Source organism: Klebsiella scottii (assembly GCF_036561945.1).
Taxonomy (GTDB): domain Bacteria; phylum Pseudomonadota; class Gammaproteobacteria; order Enterobacterales; family Enterobacteriaceae; genus Klebsiella; species Klebsiella scottii.
Map to the genome: position 1 here is coordinate 1,621,374 of NZ_JARXNI010000020.1, position 18,775 is coordinate 1,640,148.

Sequence of the window (18,775 nt, forward strand, 5' to 3'; positions counted from 1 at the left end):
CAGCGGCTAAAGGTGGAAGAAGCAAAAATCCCGCCAGGAAGAAATGACATGACAGATCGCTTACTAATAGATGAGAGCAACGCGTAACAGCCGCGGTTACCGCCACCGACCAACGTGCATTTCAGGACAGGTCAGGAGATATGTTGCCATCACGTGGCGAATTGAGGACTGCGGCATCCGTTCCGACCCGCGAGCTAAACATAGTTGTTCTTTGCTGACGTTGCGCACTGGCCTGGTGCAAAAGTGCGAAAATGATCATGAGCGTGAAAAATTCTGTTGCAATATTGTGAACGAGATAGCAAGAGCGATTGTTTCGTCGCGTTGTTTTAATACGCAGTTAAAAAAATAGATTACGCCTGCGGCAATCGTAAAAAGCGCCGACCCCAGGCCCAGATAATTCCCCATACTAAGGATTGACTTAAATGCGCATAATACGAAAATGCTTCTTTTACGCGACTCACAGAATAAGCCCACGTCTATGACTATCCGCTCTCGTCGCTTTTTTATGGCTACCGTGGCCGCATCGGCCGCGTTGGTGGCGACCGCCTTTATCCTCGCCAGCTGCAGCAGCCAGCCGCCTCGCTCGCTGGTTACGCCGCTGCCGCCAGCGGTTAAACAGCCGGCGCTGCCCAAAACGCATGGGCCGGTACGCGGGGTCTGGCTGACGACGGTCTCACGCCTCGACTGGCCGCCGGTGGGCTCGATCATTGCCAGCAGCCCGGAAAGCCGGATTAGCCAGCAAAAGGTGGCGCTGATCGCCAAGCTCGATAATCTGCAGCGCCTCGGGATTAACACCGTGTTCTTCCAGGTCAAACCCGACGGCACCGCGCTGTGGCCCTCAAAGATTTTACCGTGGTCCGATATGCTGACCGGCGCCATCGGCGAGGACCCGGGCTACGATCCGCTGCAGTTTATGCTGGATGAAGCGCATAAGCGCGGGATGCGGGTTCACGCCTGGTTTAACCCCTACCGCGTCTCGGTGAACACCCGCCCGAAAACCGTCGCCGAGCTGAACCGCACGCAGTCGCAAAGTCCGGCCAGCGTATTTGTGCTGCATCGCGACTGGATCCGCACCGCAAGCGACCGCTTTGTCCTCGACCCGGGCATTCCGCAGGCTCGCGACTGGATAACCGGCATCGTCGCCGAAGTCGTGCAGCGCTACCCGGTCGACGGCGTGCAGTTTGACGACTATTTCTACACCGAGACGGCGGGCTCATCCCTTAACGACAATCAAACCTTCCAACAGTATGGCCAGGGGTTCGCCAGCAAAGCGGACTGGCGCCGGCACAATACGCAGCAGCTGATTGCGCAGGTGTCGCGCACGATTAAGCAGATTAACCCCAACGTTGAGTTTGGCGTCAGCCCGGCCGGCGTGTGGCGCAACCGCTCCCACGATCCCGCCGGCTCAGACACGCGCGGCGCGGCGACCTATGATGAGTCCTACGCCGATACCCGCAGCTGGGTACAGCAGGGGCTGCTCGACTACATCGCGCCTCAGCTGTACTGGCCCTTTGCGCGCGACGCCGCCCGCTACGACGTGCTGGCGAAATGGTGGGCGGAGGTCGTCAAGCCTACCCGTACGCGGCTCTATATCGGCGTGGCGCTCTACAAAGTCGGCGAACCGTCAAAAAATGAACCCGACTGGATGGTTAACGGCGGCGTGCCGGAGCTGAAAAAGCAGCTGGACCTCAACGAGTCGATTCCCGAAATCCAGGGCACCATTCTGTTCCGCGAGAACAACCTGAACCAGCCGCAGACCCGGCAGGCCGTCAACTATCTGCAGAACCGCTGGGGAAGTTAGCCCATCCCGCCGGCTGAACCCCTTTAGCCGGCGTTCTCTCCCTGCGTTCTGCGCCCGGCTCATCACGTCATCGGCCGGGCGCACTTTTTTTTCACCTGCGCGCAACTTTTCCCTCCGCTGCGGCGAATTGAATAGCTGAGATGAACGAGTTTGGCCAAACCGGCACTCCCCAAAATCGCAGGAGCAGATAATGACACGCATTAAAAACCTCATCCGTACCCTGACTATGACCGCCGCGCTGGGTCTGTCCGCCACCGCGTTCAACGCCGGCGCGGCGCTGCCCGTGGGCGCTAAAGCGCCGGACTTTAAGCTGCAGGGCGCCCTCGCCGGTAAACCGCTGACCTTCTCCCTGCAGCAGGCGCTGCAAAAGGGGCCGGTGGTGCTCTATTTCTTCCCGGCGGCTTTTAGCGCCGGCTGTACCATTGAAGCTCATGACTTCGCGGAAGCTACCGACAGCTTCACTAAAATGGGGGCCACCGTCGTTGGCGTGACCGCGGGTAATACCGACCAGGTCAGCGACTTCTCCAAACTGGAGTGTCGCGATAAGTTCGCCGTCGCGGCGGACCCGGGAGCTAAAGTCGCCGCGCAGTATCAGACGCTGATGGAGATGAAAGGTAAAACGCTCTCCGATCGCACTTCGTACGTGATTGCGCCGGATGGCAACATCCTGCTGAGTTACACTGATAGAAACCCGGATGCACATATTGAGAAAACGCTCGCTGCCGTGAAGCAGTACGACGCTTCTCACCCGCAAACCCATTAAGTAAAGAGGCCAGCGATGTTAACCGCGATGCTGGCCGCCTTTATTGGCGGCATCATTCTCAACTTTATGCCCTGCGTTTTTCCGGTGATCTCCCTGAAGGCGCTGGGGCTGCTGCGTCACTCTGATAACGCCGCCAGCGCCCGCCGTGACGGCCTGGCGTTTTTGCTCGGCGTCGTTATCACCATGATGGCGCTGGCGGGCATTCTGCTGGCGATTCGCGCCGGCGGCACCGCCGTCGGCTGGGGCTTCCAGCTGCAGTCGCCGCTGGTGATCGCGCTGCTCTCCCTGACGATCCTCGGCGCGGCGCTTAACCTGCTTGGCGTCTTTGAAGTCGGGCTGACGGCGCAGCGCGTCGGCGGGCTGGATATCGGCCGCGGCGCTTTTATCCGCTCGGCGCTAACCGGCGCGCTGGCGATCGTGGTCGCCACGCCCTGCGCCGCGCCCTTTATGGCCAGTGCGATTGGCTACGCGTTGGTCCAGCCGCCGGCGGTATCGTTAACCATCTTCCTCGCGCTGGCATTCGGCTTCGCCGCGCCATTTACCCTGGTGTCGCTCTTTCCGGCGCTCGCCAGAATATTGCCGCGCCCCGGTCCGTGGATGGATATCCTTAAACGCGCGCTCGCCTTTCCGATGTTTGGCGCCTGGGCATGGCTGGTGTGGGTCCTGGCCCAGCAGGCCGGGAGCGCGGCGTTAGCCGCCCTGCTTGCCGCCTCGGTGGTGCTCAGCTTCGCCGCCTGGCTGTACGGCATTGCGCAACGTCGCGCCTTCCAGGGCAAGGGACACAAGGCCCTGTTTGCGGTTACCGCCGCGCTGATTGTGGCGGTCATTGCGCCGCTGCCGGGGCTGGTTAAACCCGCCGCCTCCTCGCCGGATGTCGGGCAAACGGCGGAGGTGTCGTCCCAGCGCTGGACGCCGCAAACCGTCGCCGCGCAGCGCGGTCACGGTAAGGCTATCTTCGTCAACTTTACCGCCTCCTGGTGTATTACCTGCCAGGTGAATGAGAAAACGTCGCTCTCCACCCAGGCGGTGAAAGAGGCGCTGGCAAAAACCGATACCGTCTATATGGTGGCGGACTCGACTAAATTTAATCCGGACGTAGACGATGCGCTCAACCAGTTCGGCCAGGGCGGACTGCCGCTGTATGTGGTTTATCCGGCCGACGGCGGACCGCCGAAAGTCCTGCCGCAGGTGCTGACGCCGGGGATCGTGGTCAACGCCCTGACCCAGGCCGCCGGCAAAAAGGCGTAATAACAAGGCGGATTATGCAAACAAACGATAGCGCGCGCGACAGCTGGCCCGCGCTAATGGAGCAGGCGCAGGCGGGGGATCAGCTCGCCTACACCCGCCTGCTCAAAGCGCTGGTGCCGGTGATCCGTTCGCAGGTGCGGAAACGGATCGCCGACGAGGCGCTGGTGGAAGATGTTATCCAGGATGTACTGCTCAGCGTACATCGGGTACGTCACACCTACGATCCGGCCTTTCCCTTTCTGCCCTGGCTGCTGGCGATTATCTCCGCCCGATCCGTTGACGCGCTGCGACGGCGCGGGCGCTATCAGCACTGGGAACTCTCTGACGAGGTGCTGCCCGAGGCGGCAACTGCCGATCCGCCGCGCCAGGACAGCCGGGAGGAGCTGGCGGGCTATCTGCAGCAGCTTCCCCTGCGCCAGCGCGAAATTGTCGAGCACGTTCATCTGCGAGAAATGAGCCTGACGGAAGCGGCCACCCATAACAATCTAAGCGTAGCGGCGGTGAAATCGCTGCTGCATCGGGCGTTGAAAAACCTGCGCCGATTTGGAGCTCATCATGACCGATCATAATCTGCTTATTGAAAAACTGGGCCGCGAAATGCGCCCGGTAAAACGTCCGTGGCCGATCGGCTGGCGCGTCGCGGGCTGGCTGGCCGTTGCCCTGCCTTGCGCCTACGCCGCCAGCTTCCTCGTACGGCGCGGCCTGACCGACTGGTCCCAGCCCGGCGCGAGCCTGGCCGTGGTGCAGCTGGCGCTGGCATTTTTGCTCGGGACGTTAACCATTCGCCGCGCGTTCACCATGAGCATTGCCGGGCGCCGGAGCATCAGCTGGAAGGCCCTTTTGCCCATTGGCCTGATGTGGCTCGGTCTGAGCATCAGCAGCATTCCCGGCGACGCGCCGCCGCTGCACGATGACGACAGCGTCAGCTGTTTCACCTTTCTGCTGGTCGTCAGTACGCCGATGATGGCGCTGATGATCGCCAGCCTGCGGCGCACGCGGGCGCTCTATCCCGCGCGCAGCCTGGCGATGGCGGGGCTCGGCGTCGCCAGCCTTGCGGTAAGCCTGCTGGCGTTTTGTCATCCGGTGCATCTGCACCTGCTGGATTTTGCGCTGCATCTGGCGGCGATCGCGACGATCGTCGCGCTGACGGTGATTGTCGGCAAGCGTTGGGTTAGCGTCCGCTAACCCGCCAGCCCGCTTTGCAGCCGCGCATGGTTCCTGAGGGTGTGAGAAATAATGGCCTGGTAAACCGTCGGCGAAAAATCTCCCGGCAACGAGGCCCTTACCGCATCGACCGCCCGCGGCAGGTTATCGGCAAAATAGCGCAGGATCTCCAGCATCTGCTGCTGCGCAAATCCCACCTCCTTCGCCGTGGCGAGGAAATGACGCGGATAGATCGTTTGGATCTCCGTTTTCCGCCCTTTGGTTGCTTTCAGGCTCATCGACAGCTTCAGGTCGCTGATATGCAAACCCGCGCCCCCCAGCACAGGAAAAGCCGAGATGATGTCGTAGAAAGGCGTCAGGCGGTAGCTGCCGCCGGGCTGAAGAAAAATGGAAAAATTCTTCGCATGCCCGTCGGTGGCGCCGATCAGCCATTGAAAAACGATGAACTTCATAAAATCGTAGCGATCCTTCAGCGCCTCGCTGGAGCCCAGCAGAAACGCCATAATTTGCGCCACGCCCGGCCCGCCGTCCGACTCGTACTTCATCGAGGAAGGCATCCCGAACGCCTGGCACAGATCCTCCTGCGGCAGGCGCAGCAGCCGCGTGTTTTCCTGCGCCCAGCGGCGGTCAAAGCGCTCAACGGCCAGCGCCCGGGTGCTGCGGGTGGTGATAATTTCAGCCTGCGGAACGGCAAAGCCCAGCTCCCGCGCCAGGGCCAGACATAAATATTCGTTGTCCACGCTTTCGCTAAGATCCAGCACCGCGTCCGGCTGCCTTATCTCGCCGATCGGCAGCTTGATAATATGCGTCGTTGGCGTTGTCGCCGTCGGTATGCACCAGCGGCCGTCCATCTTCAGCAGCGCCGTTTTCTCCTGAGCGCCGGCGACCGATATTCTGAACTCCTCCTGGCCGTTAATCATGCCGAGCGGAATATCCGCGCGATAGGCCGTCAGCAGCGCGTCAAGCCGGACGTCGTCGAGCGGTTCCCAGGTCAGGCCGCCGGTCGCCGGTGCGTCGCCAACGGGGAGTAAGGTGACCGCCCCGACGCTATCCCGCCCCACCTCGGCCAGCAGATCGAAGGGCTGCTTCGAGCGGGCCTGGTAGCGCTTGACAATGCGATCGCGCACCAGCGGGCTATCGGGCAGCAGGTTGTCGAAGTAGTTAAACACCGCATCCGAGGTGATGTTGCCGAACTGCAGCGGCAGCGACAGGGAAAGCGGTCGCGCGCGCGGGTTTTGTATCCAGCGTCGATCATAACGGAACTGATGCGCGCCGTTGCTCAGCTTGATCAGCTCCCCGACGCGTTCATTGTTCATCCACGTCACGAGCGTTGCCATTACCACTCCAGATCCGGTTGGCTATCGTTTTGCTCAAAGGCCGCGCCCTTTTCGCACACCGTCATCGTCATTTCCAGAGATTGTAAAATCTTAAACAGCGTCGTTAAGGTGGTTTTATCCGGATGGTTTTCGAAGTTCGAGATCGTCGCCTGCTTAATGCCTATCCGGCGGGCCAGATCGCTTTGCGTCCATTGGTTTTTTTGCCGGACCAGCTTGATATGGTTTGCCAGCTGGGCCGGGCTGTAGATCGTCGGGGGCGTTATCATCGTCTTTATCTATCCTCTTGTGGGGATAAGACTCTGTTTATACCCTGGTGAGGATAATGTCAACGCTCGCCGTAAATATCCCCACAAGAGGATAAAGACTGCGATATCCTTTAGTGGGGATAAATCATGAAATATCCTCACCTGAGGATATTGACCGCGGTGCCCGGCGATTGGGCCAGGCCTTAGTCGGTTATCAGCTCATCATAGAGGGCGCGCAGGCGCGTACGCAGATAGAGCACGGCTTTATGCTTGCGCGAAAGAAGGGCCTGCTCGCTGGCCCCGCACTCGGCGGCCAGCTCTTTATAGCTGTAGCCCAGCAGCTCGGTCTTTTCAAAGACCTCCCGCTGGGCGGCGGGCAGTTCGGATAACGCCTGGTTCAGCTCCTCCCACAGCAGCTCTTTCAGGTACTCGTCCTCCGGCGTTTGCGGCACGCCGAACAGGGTCTCCGCCAGCTCATCTTCCGGGAACTCTCCTTCCTCATCCCCGCTGAAGTAGTCCGCCAGCGGCAGCTCGCGTTTTTTGCGCGCCCGGTCGGTCATTTCGTTACGCGCGGCGCGGAACAGCCAGGCGGCGACGTTCTCCACCGGCTGCTCGACCTTCATTAATTGCCAGGTCACTTCCTGCAGAATATCGTCAGCCTCGTCGCGTACCGAGGCGCGGCCGCGGATAAAGGCCTTCAGCCGGGAGCGGCAGGCGTTGAGCGCCGAAACGAGCAGTGACTCTCCCGTCGTTGCGCCTTTCATTTCGCTCACTCGGTCGGCGTCGTTTTAGACGCATCGTCTGCCGGCTGGGCGGGGTCGTTACGGCGATCGCGCCAGCCGCAATGCCCGCGATGGCCGCGGCGACCAAAGCGCTGCATAAACTCTTCGCGCTGTTCGGGATTCATCTGCATCCAGCGTTCATGCATGCGCCGACGCTCGCGACCCATCCCGAACATGCCCGGGCGGAAGCCAAGGCCGCCGAAGAGGATCCGCGACAGCGCCAGCAGACCTAAAGCCTGCCAGAAGCCGATGCTTTTAACCCCAAGAATGGCCGGCAGCAGCGCGTTCCACAGCGACATCACCACCAGCCCGAGTATCGCGACGATCGCCACGCCAACGATCAGCGGTTTGCCCATCCGGTGGCGACCAAAGCCGCAATGACGGCGGTTTTCATGCATATCTAAATTTCTCATCTTCTTGCTACCTCATGACTGTCGTGAAAAGTGACTGCTGATGAGGTAGACGAATGAGCCGGAGAAATATTGCTAAGAATTTAAAAAAAACGGCTAAATATATTTATGCGGCGAATATTTTATTGCGGGGCCCATCGCGCCGCGCCTCAATATTTTTCCACCAGGTGCAGCTTCACCTGGTTTCGCCCTTCTTTCTTCGCCGCATACAGCGCCTTATCGACGCGATTGAACAGCTGGTCGATCTCTTCATCATCCTGACGATCGGCGACGCCGATGCTGACGGTAACCGGGCTGGGATGATCCGGCATTTGATGGCCGCTAACCGCAAGGCGAATGGTTTCCGCCATTTGCAGCGCCATCGCGATGGAGCGTTCGGGAAGAAATAACAGAAACTCCTCGCCTCCCCAGCGATATATTTTGTCCTGATGCGTCACCGTCGATTCAAGGATCCGGGAAATCGCCAGTAAAACCTCATCGCCTTTCTGATGGCCGTAGCTATCGTTAATGGCCTTAAAGTTATCGACATCAACCAGCAGCAGGCAGAAGCCGCCAGCTGTAAACGAAGCGGAATCAACGATGCGATAAAACTCACGCCGGTTAAGCAGACCGGTCAGCGGATCGTGCGAAGCTGAAAACTCAAGCTCGCGCCTTAAATGCACCTCTTCGGTTACGTCATGCACGATGCAGAGCATCAGGCGAATATTGTATAGCACCACCGGACCGGCGTAGGTTTGAACGTGGCGAATGGAGCCATCGGCGAGAATATGGGTGAAATTGAGCGGCTTATGGCCTCCAGGCAGGCTTGCGACGTTGCGCATGATCGGCAGAACATCGCGGCCCAAAGTATTAATCTGCCAGGTATGCTTCGCCCGCATTTCATCCGAGGTGTAATTATAAAAGCGCAGCGCGGCAATATTGGCATCAATAATTCTGCCGTCCCGGTGAGGATCGATTAATAACATGGGCGCGGAGTTGGTCATAAAAAAGCGGGAGAAAAAACCGTTACTGCGCCGCTGGTAATGCCGGGAGGAGGTATTGATAGACTCATTTTGCTGCAGCAGCTTTACCGCTTCGAAGAGAATCAGCGTGTCATATTCTTCTGATTTAATCAGCGTGGTTTTACAGTAAATCGAGGTCTGGCCGTCGGCGGAATTAATTGTCCAGACTTCAAAAATCTCGGCAATATTTTTGCAGTAATAGAGGTAATTCTGCAGGCTCACTTCCGGGCAGGTGGAGAATGTCCCTTTGCGCATCTCATCCAGCGACATATCGCCGCTGAGGGTTCTGGAGGCCTGGTTGCTGTAGAGGATGCGCTCTTTGAAAGGATGAACCACCCAGACGGGGGTGGCTAACAGGTCGAAAATAATTAATTCTTTTAATAGCATGCCGCCCTCCACCCTCTATACATCGTCTATCTGTAATCCAGTCACATGAGCATTTATCGCCTGCTGGCGCAAAATCAAATTAATCAGAGAGTTCAAAGGGATGACGCAGAAGCGCCAATTATAGACCCATTTTTAATCACAGACGGTGTCTGAGCAGGCAAAAAACGTGACTCACCGCTCCCGACCAGCATTGGTACCTATTATTCAATTCATTTCAAATGGAGAGAGGAAACCAACAGAGTTAGTCGTATCTTTTCTGTCCATCTTCTGCGGGTCACTTTACCTCTTTCCGCGAGCTTTTTCTCTCGCCGGACGCCTGTTTTTCTCTGCGTTCAAGGGGCTGCCCGGCGCCAGCTGCTGCCGGGGGAATAGCGGCTTCATGCACTCTCCAGGCGATATGGTTTTTTACTCCCCAGGTCACTGAAGAATAATGGCTTTCAGCCTATGAGAATATATAGTACGCGCCGCGGAGGTCCCCACTGCCGGCGGCCGGTTTTCGCCTTACTTTTAGATAAAAAAGCGCGATAAATCACACTAATTAGCTATAAAAATTTCCCTGCCCGTGGCCGTCGTGCACTTTTCAGCTAATGACCACGTGACACCGTCACTTAAACGGAGCGCAATCCCCTGGCGCAATGACCCGAAGCCGGGATTGTAATCAAAAAGTGAATGCCGTATAACATGGCCCTACCGAGGGGTGTCCCGTGAGGGCTGAGATGGCGTAAGCCGAACCCTTTGAACCTGATCTGGGTCATGCCAGCGAAGGGACGGGTCGGCAATTTTGCCAGTTTTCCGCCATTGCCTGTTCATACTTCTGCACGCCCGGATCTCCCCTTAATCAGGAGGTCCTGTGATTCTTCCCGCATTTACTCAAGGTATCTACGGTCGTCTGCGCCAGCAGGCGGGACGCGACTGGCAGCACTACGTCGCCCATCCCTTTTTACATCAGCTGGCTGACGGCACCCTGCCCGAACGCGCATTCCGCCGCTACCTGACGCAGGACTATCTGTTTTTGATCCACTTTGCCCGCAGCTATGCCCTGCTGGTCAGCAAGCTGCGCACGCTGCCGGAGATGCGCGCCGCGGCGGCCTCGATGAACGCCATCCTCAGCGAGCTGCCGCTGCACGTCGGCTACTGCGCCGGCTGGGGGCTGGATGAAGCGATCATGGCCGCCGAGCCGGAGGCGTCTGAGACGGTCAACTACACGCGCTACGTGCTGGATATCGGCCACTCCGGCGACGCCCTGGATCTGCTGGCCGCGCTGATGCCCTGCGTGGCCGGTTACGCAGAAATTGGGCTCGGGCTGCTGCATAGTCCGCAGACCCGCCTGAGCGATAATCCCTACGCCTCGTGGATCCGCAACTATGGCGACGAAGGCTATCTCAACGGCGTCAACGCGGCGATCGCCCTGCTGGAAACCCTCTGGCAGCAGCGCGGCGGCGAGTCGAGATTCGCTGAGCTCAGCGCCATCTTCACCACCGCCACGCGGCTGGAGGCCAACTTCTGGCAGATGGGGCTGAATGCGGTAACGGAGGCGTCGGCGTGACTCCCCCGGCCATCCACGTCCGGGGACTGGGGTTACGCTTCGGTTCGCGGGTCGTTTTTGAGGATTTATCGTTCGATATCCCCGGCGGGCAGTGGGTCTCCCTGCTGGGCGCCAGCGGCGCCGGAAAAACCAGCCTGCTGCGCATCATCGCCGGCCTCGCGGCGCCGACGTCCGGCCAGGTCTACGCCAGCGACGGGCTGCCCGTGGCGAAACGGCTGGCGTGGATGGGACAGAAGGACCTGCTCTATCCATGGCTGAACGTGCGCGATAACGTAGCGCTTGGCGCGCGCCTGCGCGGGGAGCGCGTTGACCGTTCGCGCGTGACAACCTTATTACGCCAGGTCGGGCTGGAGCAGTGCGCCGACGATCGCCCGGCGTCGCTCTCCGGCGGAATGCGTCAGCGCGCGGCGCTGGCCCGCACGCTGTATGAAGACCGCCCCGTGGTCTTAATGGATGAACCCTTCTCCGCCCTCGACACCATCACCCGCACGCGTATTCAAACCCTGGCGGCTGAGCTGCTGGCCGACCGGACCGTGGTGCTGATTACCCACGATCCGATGGAAGCCTGCCGCCTGAGCCACCGTCTGCTGGTGCTCGCGCCGTCCGCGGGCGGGATCGACGATTCGCACCATTTGTCTGGCCTGCCGCCGCGGGCGGCGGACGATCCCGCGCTGCTTGCCAGCCAGGCGGAACTGCTGCAGCAACTGATGAGGGCCGACGGATGAGGGGCAAACTCCTGCGCGGCCCGGTGGTGTTTGGCGGCCTGCTGCTGGTCTGGTGGCTGGTGACCCGCAGCGGGATCCCCGCCTTTCTGCTGCCTTCGCCATCGGCGGTCGCCGGCGCCCTGTGGCTCAACCGCGCGTATCTGGGCTGGCATACCCTGGTGACGCTAAGCGAAATTCTCAGCGGACTGCTGCTCGGGGTCCTGCTCGGCGTGGTGCTGGCGCTCTGCATGATCGTCTCGCCGCGGCTGCAGCGCTGGCTGATGCCGCTGGTGCTGACCAGCCAGGCCATCCCGGTGTTCGCTCTCGCCCCTCTGCTGGTGCTGTGGTTTGGCTTCGGAATGAGCGCCAAGGTGATGATGGCGGTGCTGGTGATCTTCTTCCCCGTCACCTCCGCGTTCTTTGACGGCCTGCGGCGGGTCAATCACGACTATCTCGATCTGGCCCGCACGATGGGCGCCTCCTTTGGCGCACAGCTGCGCCACGTGCGGCTGATGGCCGCGCTGCCGGCGCTGGGGTCCGGCCTGCGGATGGCCGCCGCCGTCGCGCCGATTGGCGCCATCATCGGCGAATGGGTGGGCTCAGCCGAAGGGCTCGGCTACGTCATGCTCAACGCCAACGCCCGGCTGCAGACCGACATCTGCTTTGCGGCCCTGTTTATTTTAGTGCTGCTGACCGTCCTGCTGTGGCTGGCGGTCGACGCTTTCTTGCACCGGCTGATCGACTGGACGCCGGAATAATGACCTGTACGGATAATAAGGAATACCATGAATAAACGTATTTTTGCCGCGATGGCCCTCAGCGCGGCTATCAGCGCACACGCTGCGGCGAACGAGAAGCTAACCCTGGTGCTGGACTGGTATATCAACCCGGATCACGCGCCGATTATGGTTGCGGAACAGATTGGCGCCTTTAAAGAACAGGGCCTCGACGTCAAAATCATTCCGCCATCCGACCCGGCGCTGCCGCCGCGGCTGGTGGCCGCTCGCCAGGCCGACCTGGCCATAACCTACCAGCCGCAGGTGCATTTTTTCGCCGATGAGGGCCTGCCGCTGGTGCGCGTCGGGACGCTGATTAACTCGCCGTTAAACACTATTATTGCGCTGGATAAGAGCATCAAAACGCCCGCCGACCTGAAGGGGAAAAAGGTTGGCTACTCGGTGAGCGGCATCGAACAGGCGACGCTGGCAACTATGGCGCAGTCGGCGCATATCGATCCGCAAAGTATCAAGCTGATCAACGTTAACTTCCAGCTGACCAGCGCCCTGCTTGCTGGCCAGGTCGACGCGGTTATCGGCGGCTACCGCAATATTGAGGCGCTGGAGCTGAAGCTGCAGGGCAAAGAGCCGCAGGTCATGAACGTAGAGGATTACGGCGTGCCGGCCTACGACGAGCTGGTGATTGTCGCCAACCGGGATGAAGCGCACGCGGCGAAAATCAAAAAATTCCTCGTCGCGCTGCAAAAAGGCGTGACCTGGCTACGCGCCCACCCGCAGGAGACCTGGCAGGCCTTCGCCGCCGCTCACCCGGAGCTGAATACCGAGCTCAACAAGCAGGCGTGGCTGCAAACGATACCGCTGTTCGCCACCGATCCGGCGGCGCTTGATAAGCCGCGCTACGAAGCCTACGAACAGTTTTTGTTTAACAATAAGTTGGTTAAAAAAATCACACCTTTATCGCAGTACGCTATCGAACTGCGTTGAGTAACCTTACCGCTGGCGGAACTATTTCCGCCAGCGGCGTCAGCGAAGCGGTAATAAAACAGGGTAAAATCCTACACTAATAATTACACTTTTTATGGTTTTATGAACGTTAAAATAACGGATAAAAATCAGCCATTTATCATTAAATTTAACAATGTAAAAATAACGTAAAAATAGCGCAATAAATAAAACGTTGAATGCGGATTTAAAAAGCCATATATTGTGCGCGCTTTATGAATGGCGATTCATTTTCTTAAACCAATTATTCAACCAGGGTTCAACCGTAACGCTGGTTGTGGGAGTGATATGATGACGGATAAAGTCCGTATTGATACTTTAAGTGCAGATTTATTGGACGCAAACAACGAAACCTTTTTGGCCCGTCAGGCCGAATTCGAATCGAACGTCAGGAGTTACCCGCGCAAGCTGCCATTGGCCATTACCAAAGCGGAAGGCGTATGGCTGACCGATGCGGATAACAAACAGTACCTGGACTGCCTTGCCGGTGCTGGAACCCTGGCTCTTGGTCATAACCATCCTGACGTGCTGCAGAGCATCCAAAGTGTCATTACCAGCGGCTTGCCGTTACATACCCTCGATCTGACAACTCCGTTAAAAGATCGCTTCTCCGAATACCTGCTCTCTTTATTACCGGGCGAAGGTAAAGAATACTGCCTGCAGTTCACCGGCCCGTCCGGCGCTGACGCCGTTGAAGCGGCGCTGAAGCTGGCGAAAAAATACACCGGCCGTTCTTCGGTCATCAGCTTCTCCGGCGGCTACCACGGGATGACCCACGGCGCGCTGTCGGTGACCGGCAACCTGTCACCGAAAGAAGCGGTTAACGGCATGATGCCGGAAGTGCAGTTTATGCCGTACCCGCATCAGTACCGCTGCCCGCTGGGCATTGGTGGTGAAGCCGGCGTGAAGGCGCTGACCTACTACTTCGAAAACCTGATCAACGACGTTGAAAGCGGCGTGCGTAAGCCTGCGGCGGTGATCCTTGAAGCCGTTCAGGGCGAAGGCGGCGTGAACCCGGCGCCGGTCGAGTGGCTGCAGCGCATCCGTAAAGTGACCCAGGAGCACGGCATTCTGCTGATTATCGATGAAGTCCAGGCCGGCTTCGCGCGTACCGGTAAGCTGTTCGCCTTCGAACACGCGGGCATTGAGCCGGACATCATCGTGATGTCCAAAGCCGTAGGCGGCGGTCTGCCGCTGGCCGTTCTTGGTATCAAGAAGCAGTTTGACGCCTGGGAACCTGGTCACCACACCGGCACCTTCCGCGGCAACCAGCTGGCAATGGCAACCGGCCTGACCACCCTGCGTCACCTGAAAGAGAACGACATCGCCGGTAAAGTTGCGGCCCAGGGCGAGTGGCTGAAAGGCAAGCTGGCCGAAATGCAAAAACGCTACCCGGTCATTGGTCACGTTCGCGGTCTCGGTCTGATGATCGGCATCGAAATCGTTAAGCCGAACGAAGCTCAGGATCACATGGGCTGCTACCCGGCAGACGGCGCGCTCTCTGCCCTGCTGCAGAAAAAATGCTTCGAAGCGGGCCTGATCCTTGAGCGCGGCGGCCGTAACGGCTGCGTCCTGCGCCTGCTGCCGTCGCTGCTGATCAGCAACGCTGAGCTGGAGATTTTCTTCGACAAATTTGAACAGGCCCTGCTGGCCGCCGGCGTAAAACCGGTCTGAGTGGAGTAAGTGACCGCCATGTCCCAATTGAATCCGATCCTTGCCGGTTCGCCGCAGAGCATTGAGGCGTATCAGCAGGTTATCGCTCAGACCAGCCAGGCCGTCGCGCAGTGGCTCAAGCAGCCTGAGATGTATCAAGGCAAAAGCGTCGCCGAGCTGCGCGAGCGCATTACCCTTGAGTTCACCGAACAGGGTCTGGGCAACCAGGCGGCGATTGAACGTGCGATCGAGTACTTCCTGAAAGACAGCCTGTCGGTGCATCACCCGCAGTGCGTGGCGCATCTCCACTGCCCAAGCCTGGTGGTAAGCCAGGCGGCGGAAGTGCTGATTAACGCCACCAACCAGAGTATGGACTCCTGGGACCAAAGCCCGTCGGCCACCATCATTGAGATGAAGCTGATCGAATGGCTGCGCGCCCAGGTGGGCTACCGGGCAGGCGACGCCGGCGTTTTCACCAGCGGCGGCACCCAGAGTAACCTGATGGGCCTGATGCTGGCGCGCGATGCTTTCTTCGCCCGCCAGGGGCACTCGATTCAGCAGGATGGTCTGCCGGGCGATATCCGCAAATACAAAGTGTTCTGTTCTGAAAACGCCCACTTCTCGGTGCAGAAGAACATGGCGCTGATGGGCCTCGGCTACCGTTCGGTCACCCTGGTCAAAACCGACCGCTTTGCGCGCATGGACGTCGAAGATCTGAAGGCGAAAATTGCCGAAGCGCAGGCCAACGGCGAGCAGATCATGGCGATCGTGGCGACGGCAGGCACCACCGACGCGGGGGCTATCGACCCGCTGCGCGTGATTGCCGGCATTGCGGCGGAGCATCAGATCTGGCTGCACGTGGATGCGGCCTGGGGCGGCGCGCTGCTGCTTTCCGGGCACTACCGCGATTACCTGGACGGCATTGAGTGCGTGGACTCCATCACCCTGGACTTCCACAAGCAGTTCTTCCAGACCATCAGCTGCGGCGCGTTCCTGCTAAAAGACGCGCGCCACTACGAGCTGATGCGCTATCAGGCGGCCTACCTGAACTCCGAGTTCGATGAAGAAAACGGCGTACCGAACCTGGTGTCCAAATCGCTGCAGACCACCCGCCGCTTCGACGCGCTGAAGCTGTGGATGGCGCTGGAAGCGCTGGGGCAGAAACAGTACGCGGAAATTATCGATCACGGCGTGACGATGGCGAAAAACGTCGCTGAATACGTTGCCAGCCAGCCGACGCTGGAGCTGGTTATGGAGCCGCAGCTGGCGAGCGTGCTGTTTCGTTCGCGCCCGCAGCAGACGGCGGGCAGCGACGATGCGGCTATCGCCCTGCTTAACCAGCGCATCGGCGACGCGCTGCTGGACTCCGGTCGCGCCAACGTCGGCGTCACCGAGCACAACGGCGTGACCTGCCTGAAGCTGACGCTGCTCAACCCGATCGTCACCCTCGATGACGTCAAGGTGCTGCTGAATCTGGTTGAACGCACCGCCCAGGAAGTGCTGGCAAAGTAAGCTGAACTCCCGGACTGCGGCGCCTGCGCCCGATCCGGGATAGCGGCCCTTGCCGCCCCGCCTCCTCCCGAAAGCCGATAACTCACCTTATCGGCTTTTTTTTACGCCTCTCCTCGCGCAACGTAGCCGATGCGATAACTCTCTCCTTCATCCGAGGGCGCATCGCCAAAGCTGACCTCCAGCAGCTGCCAGCGGCTCAGGTCCCATGCGCAGAGCTGCCCCTGCAGATCGAGGTTTGCCAGATCGCTAAACGGAGCGATGGCGCGCTTTTTGACGCTCAGCCAGGACTTATCCATCACCTCCCCGACCGCCGGGACGCGCAGCGCCAGCCAGCTTTCGATCCGCGGCCAGCCAAAGTCTGCGCACAGGCCGGCAAACCCCGGACTCTGCAGAAAGCGCGCCATCGCCTCTGCGTTTTGCCAGACGTACAGCGGAGCATAGCGGTTCTCCTTTATAGCCCCGGCGCGGTCATCGCTGCGAGAGTAAAGGTACGTTTTAAATAACAGGCCGGGAAAGCCGTCCAGCTTTGCGCCGCCGTGGCGAATGCGGCGCTCAATAATCGACATGTCATAGTCAGCGGGCAGCGTAAAGCGATACTGCATAACGATCATGGTAACTCCGGAAGGTAATGTTGACGTTGAGCCCAGTGTGATGCCACAGTATCTTCCTGAAAATCGAATAATTCAGGAGTCATCATCCTGAATAAGAGGATGATTATGGAAAAGCTTACTCCGGCGCTGGATCTCGATGCGCTACGCACCTTTGTCACCGGGATCGAGTGCGGCAGCTTTGCCCAGGCGGCGGTACGTCTTTCGCGCTCAACCTCCGCGGTCAGCGCTCAGCTTAAGAAGCTGGAGATGCAGTGCGACGCCGGGCTGGTGGTGAAACAGGGTCGTCACCTGGCGCTCACCGCCGAGGGAGAAAAGCTGATGGGCTATGCCCGGCGCATGCTGGAGCTCAACGATGAGACCCTACGCGCTCTAAAAGGCGAACGGCTTACCGGTGAGATCCGCATTGGGATGCAGGAGGATTTTGGCGAATCCCTGATGCCGGGGATCCTCGGCCAGTTTAAACGTCACCACCCGCAGCTGCGGATCGTCGCCAGAGTGGACCGCAATCTCCCGCTGCGCCAGGCGCTGGCCGAACGCACGCTGGATATGGCGCTGCTCTGGCAAACCGACGATAGCGGCCCAACGTTGGGTCAGTGCCAGCTGGAGTGGATTCATCATCCGGACCTCGACGTCGCCGCCCTGCTGGCCGCGGGCGAGCCGCTTCCGCTGGTGATGTTTGAAAGCCCGTGCCTGATGCGCTCAAGGGCTATCGCCGCTCTCGACGCGGCCGCCATTCCGTGGCAGGTGATGTTTGTTAGCCATAGCCTCAGCGGCGTCTGGGCGGCGGTGCAGGCCGGATTAGGCCTGACGGTCAGAACCAAAATCGGCATGCCGGAGAATCTGCATGCCGCAGGCGCCCTGCTGCCATCCCCCGGCGCCCTGGCTATCGGTCTCGAAGAGAATCCGCTTCAGGCGCGGAATACCGCCGCCTGCGCGATGCTCGGACAGCTGATGGCCGAGGCGCTGGGCGGGCTGACGCTCAGGTGACAACGTCACGCGAAGGCGTCAGGCGCGGTAGCGCGGCGCCGGTTCCGACTGCGCGAAGCCGGGCAGCATCGCCTGGCGCGCCGCGTTCAGGGCCCCCCACTGCGTTTCATCGTGCAGCGGCGGAATGGTGACTAATTCGCGGCGGTCGAAACCCACCAGCGCCGCATCCACCAGTTTATCCACCTCCATCAGGCCGGGAATGGCATCAACGTCCTGGCCGCTGCGCTGCCAGATCTCGGTGCGGGTCGCCGCAGGCAGCACCGCCTGGACGTAAATCCCTTTCGCGGCCAGCTCCACGTCGAGAGCCTGAGAGAGAAACAGCACAAAGGCTTTAGTTGCGCCATACACCGTCAGGCCCATTTCCGGAGCCAGCCCGACAACCGAGGCAATGTTGACAATAGCCCCTTCCCCCACGGCCGCCAGCCGGGGAGCGATAGCATGGGCCAGGCGGGTCACCGCCGTTACGTTGAGCGCAATCAGCCGGGAGAGCTCCTCGCCGCTCTGGCTGAGAAAGTCGCCGGGAATGGCGGTGCCGGCATTGTTAATCAGAATGCCGATGCGCGTATCTTCCCGCAGACGCTGCTCGACGGCGGCAACGTCGTCATCGTTAGTCAGATCGGCGGTTAAAATGTCGACCTGCACCCCCGCTTCGCTACGCAGGCGCTGGGCCAGCGCGGTAAGGCGCTCGGTATTTCGCGCGACGAGGACCAGGTCGTGGCCGCGTTGGGCAAAGCGTTCGGCGTAGACTGCGCCAATGCCGGTCGATGCTCCGGTTACCAGTACCGCTGATTTGCTGCTCATATTCGCTCTCCTGAATTTATACATGATGACCGTCATGAATAATGTCACAGGCTGGGTATGGTGTAAATAATGTTATATGATAGT

The 18,775-nt window shown here is 59.7% G+C and carries 19 protein-coding genes and 1 riboswitch; of the genes, 12 read left to right on the top strand and 7 right to left on the bottom strand.

Translation table 11 applies throughout. From position 1 onward, the window contains the following. Positions 1 to 505: 505 nt before the first annotated feature. From QFI97_RS15310 to QFI97_RS15330, 5 genes are all read left to right on the top strand, one after another. On the top strand, positions 506 to 1,801 hold the full coding sequence (locus QFI97_RS15310) for a glycoside hydrolase family 10-like protein (protein ID WP_346432095.1): 1,296 nt from the start codon (positions 506 to 508) through the stop codon (positions 1,799 to 1,801). Positions 1,802 to 1,991: 190 nt separating this feature from the next. Continuing rightward, positions 1,992 to 2,564, top strand: a complete 573-nt coding sequence (locus tag QFI97_RS15315) for a peroxiredoxin (protein WP_095097845.1) — start codon at positions 1,992 to 1,994, stop codon at positions 2,562 to 2,564. Between the two features lie 15 nt (positions 2,565 to 2,579). Then, positions 2,580 to 3,812 (top strand): protein-disulfide reductase DsbD family protein, encoded by a 1,233-nt coding sequence (locus QFI97_RS15320; protein ID WP_346431503.1) that lies wholly within the window; start codon positions 2,580 to 2,582, stop codon positions 3,810 to 3,812. Positions 3,813 to 3,826: 14 nt separating this feature from the next. Further along, positions 3,827 to 4,381 carry a sigma-70 family RNA polymerase sigma factor gene (locus tag QFI97_RS15325; RefSeq protein WP_095097839.1) on the top strand — a complete coding sequence of 185 codons (555 nt, stop codon included), beginning with the start codon at positions 3,827 to 3,829 and terminating at the stop codon, positions 4,379 to 4,381. Further along, complete coding sequence (locus QFI97_RS15330) at positions 4,368 to 4,997, top strand: NrsF family protein (RefSeq protein ID WP_095097836.1); 630 nt, start codon at positions 4,368 to 4,370, stop codon at positions 4,995 to 4,997. The genes QFI97_RS15325 and QFI97_RS15330 overlap by 14 nt, the downstream gene beginning before the upstream one ends. On the opposite strand, the gene QFI97_RS15335 is transcribed toward QFI97_RS15330, so the two are convergent. The 5 genes from QFI97_RS15335 to QFI97_RS15355 all read right to left on the bottom strand — a co-directional run bounded on the left by QFI97_RS15335 (position 4,994) and on the right by QFI97_RS15355 (position 9,138). Further along, positions 4,994 to 6,313, bottom strand: coding sequence for a type II toxin-antitoxin system HipA family toxin (locus tag QFI97_RS15335; RefSeq protein ID WP_346431504.1), 1,320 nt, complete (start codon positions 6,311 to 6,313; stop codon positions 4,994 to 4,996). The two genes, QFI97_RS15330 and QFI97_RS15335, sit on opposite strands and share 4 nt — an antisense overlap. Then, entirely contained in the window at positions 6,313 to 6,579 is a 267-nt protein-coding gene (gene hipB, locus QFI97_RS15340; protein ID WP_095097830.1) for a type II toxin-antitoxin system antitoxin HipB, read from the bottom strand. The genes QFI97_RS15335 and hipB overlap by 1 nt, the downstream gene beginning before the upstream one ends. Positions 6,580 to 6,761: 182 nt before the next feature. After that, the gene (locus tag QFI97_RS15345; RefSeq protein WP_095098149.1) at positions 6,762 to 7,322 is read right to left on the bottom strand and encodes an RNA polymerase sigma factor; all 561 of its coding nucleotides are present in this window, start codon (positions 7,320 to 7,322) and stop codon (positions 6,762 to 6,764) included. Positions 7,323 to 7,327: 5 nt separating this feature from the next. Next, a complete protein-coding gene (locus QFI97_RS15350) occupies positions 7,328 to 7,753 on the bottom strand; it encodes a hypothetical protein (protein WP_095097827.1) in 426 nt (141 codons plus the stop codon). Positions 7,754 to 7,899: 146 nt separating this feature from the next. Beyond that, on the bottom strand, positions 7,900 to 9,138 hold the full coding sequence (locus QFI97_RS15355; RefSeq protein WP_095097824.1) for a GGDEF domain-containing protein: 1,239 nt from the start codon (positions 9,136 to 9,138) through the stop codon (positions 7,900 to 7,902). 683 nt (positions 9,139 to 9,821) lie between these two features. Beyond that, positions 9,822 to 9,923, top strand: a riboswitch (TPP riboswitch). A gap of 65 nt (positions 9,924 to 9,988) precedes the next feature. On the opposite strand from QFI97_RS15355, the gene QFI97_RS15360 reads away from it, so the two are divergent. From QFI97_RS15360 to QFI97_RS15385, 6 genes are all read left to right on the top strand, one after another. Next, positions 9,989 to 10,684 (top strand): TenA family protein, encoded by a 696-nt coding sequence (locus QFI97_RS15360; protein WP_346431505.1) that lies wholly within the window; start codon positions 9,989 to 9,991, stop codon positions 10,682 to 10,684. Continuing rightward, positions 10,681 to 11,409, top strand: coding sequence for an ABC transporter ATP-binding protein (locus QFI97_RS15365; RefSeq protein ID WP_331835226.1), 729 nt, complete (start codon positions 10,681 to 10,683; stop codon positions 11,407 to 11,409). Before QFI97_RS15360 ends, QFI97_RS15365 begins: the two co-directional genes overlap by 4 nt. Next, positions 11,406 to 12,146, top strand: a complete 741-nt coding sequence (locus QFI97_RS15370) for an ABC transporter permease (protein WP_346431506.1) — start codon at positions 11,406 to 11,408, stop codon at positions 12,144 to 12,146. Before QFI97_RS15365 ends, QFI97_RS15370 begins: the two co-directional genes overlap by 4 nt. A gap of 27 nt (positions 12,147 to 12,173) precedes the next feature. Further along, positions 12,174 to 13,109, top strand: coding sequence for an ABC transporter substrate-binding protein (locus tag QFI97_RS15375; RefSeq protein WP_346431507.1), 936 nt, complete (start codon positions 12,174 to 12,176; stop codon positions 13,107 to 13,109). A 306-nt stretch (positions 13,110 to 13,415) separates the two neighbouring features. Further along, positions 13,416 to 14,801: a diaminobutyrate--2-oxoglutarate transaminase gene (locus QFI97_RS15380; RefSeq protein ID WP_095097810.1), complete on the top strand. Its 1,386-nt coding sequence runs from the start codon at positions 13,416 to 13,418 to the stop codon at positions 14,799 to 14,801. Between the two features lie 9 nt (positions 14,802 to 14,810). Continuing rightward, positions 14,811 to 16,292, top strand: coding sequence for a pyridoxal phosphate-dependent decarboxylase family protein (locus tag QFI97_RS15385; RefSeq protein WP_189339830.1), 1,482 nt, complete (start codon positions 14,811 to 14,813; stop codon positions 16,290 to 16,292). 101 nt (positions 16,293 to 16,393) lie between these two features. Here QFI97_RS15385 and QFI97_RS15390 read toward each other — a convergent pair whose 3' ends face one another. Next, positions 16,394 to 16,903: a DUF4865 family protein gene (locus tag QFI97_RS15390; protein WP_346431508.1), complete on the bottom strand. Its 510-nt coding sequence runs from the start codon at positions 16,901 to 16,903 to the stop codon at positions 16,394 to 16,396. A 99-nt stretch (positions 16,904 to 17,002) separates the two neighbouring features. Between QFI97_RS15390 and QFI97_RS15395 the strand changes: the two genes are divergently transcribed. Next, complete coding sequence (locus tag QFI97_RS15395; RefSeq protein WP_346431509.1) at positions 17,003 to 17,890, top strand: LysR substrate-binding domain-containing protein; 888 nt, start codon at positions 17,003 to 17,005, stop codon at positions 17,888 to 17,890. Between the two features lie 18 nt (positions 17,891 to 17,908). Here the strand turns inward: QFI97_RS15395 and QFI97_RS15400 are convergent, their stop codons facing one another. Then, complete coding sequence (locus QFI97_RS15400) at positions 17,909 to 18,691, bottom strand: SDR family NAD(P)-dependent oxidoreductase (RefSeq protein ID WP_346431510.1); 783 nt, start codon at positions 18,689 to 18,691, stop codon at positions 17,909 to 17,911. Between the last annotated feature and the right edge of the window lie 84 nt (positions 18,692 to 18,775).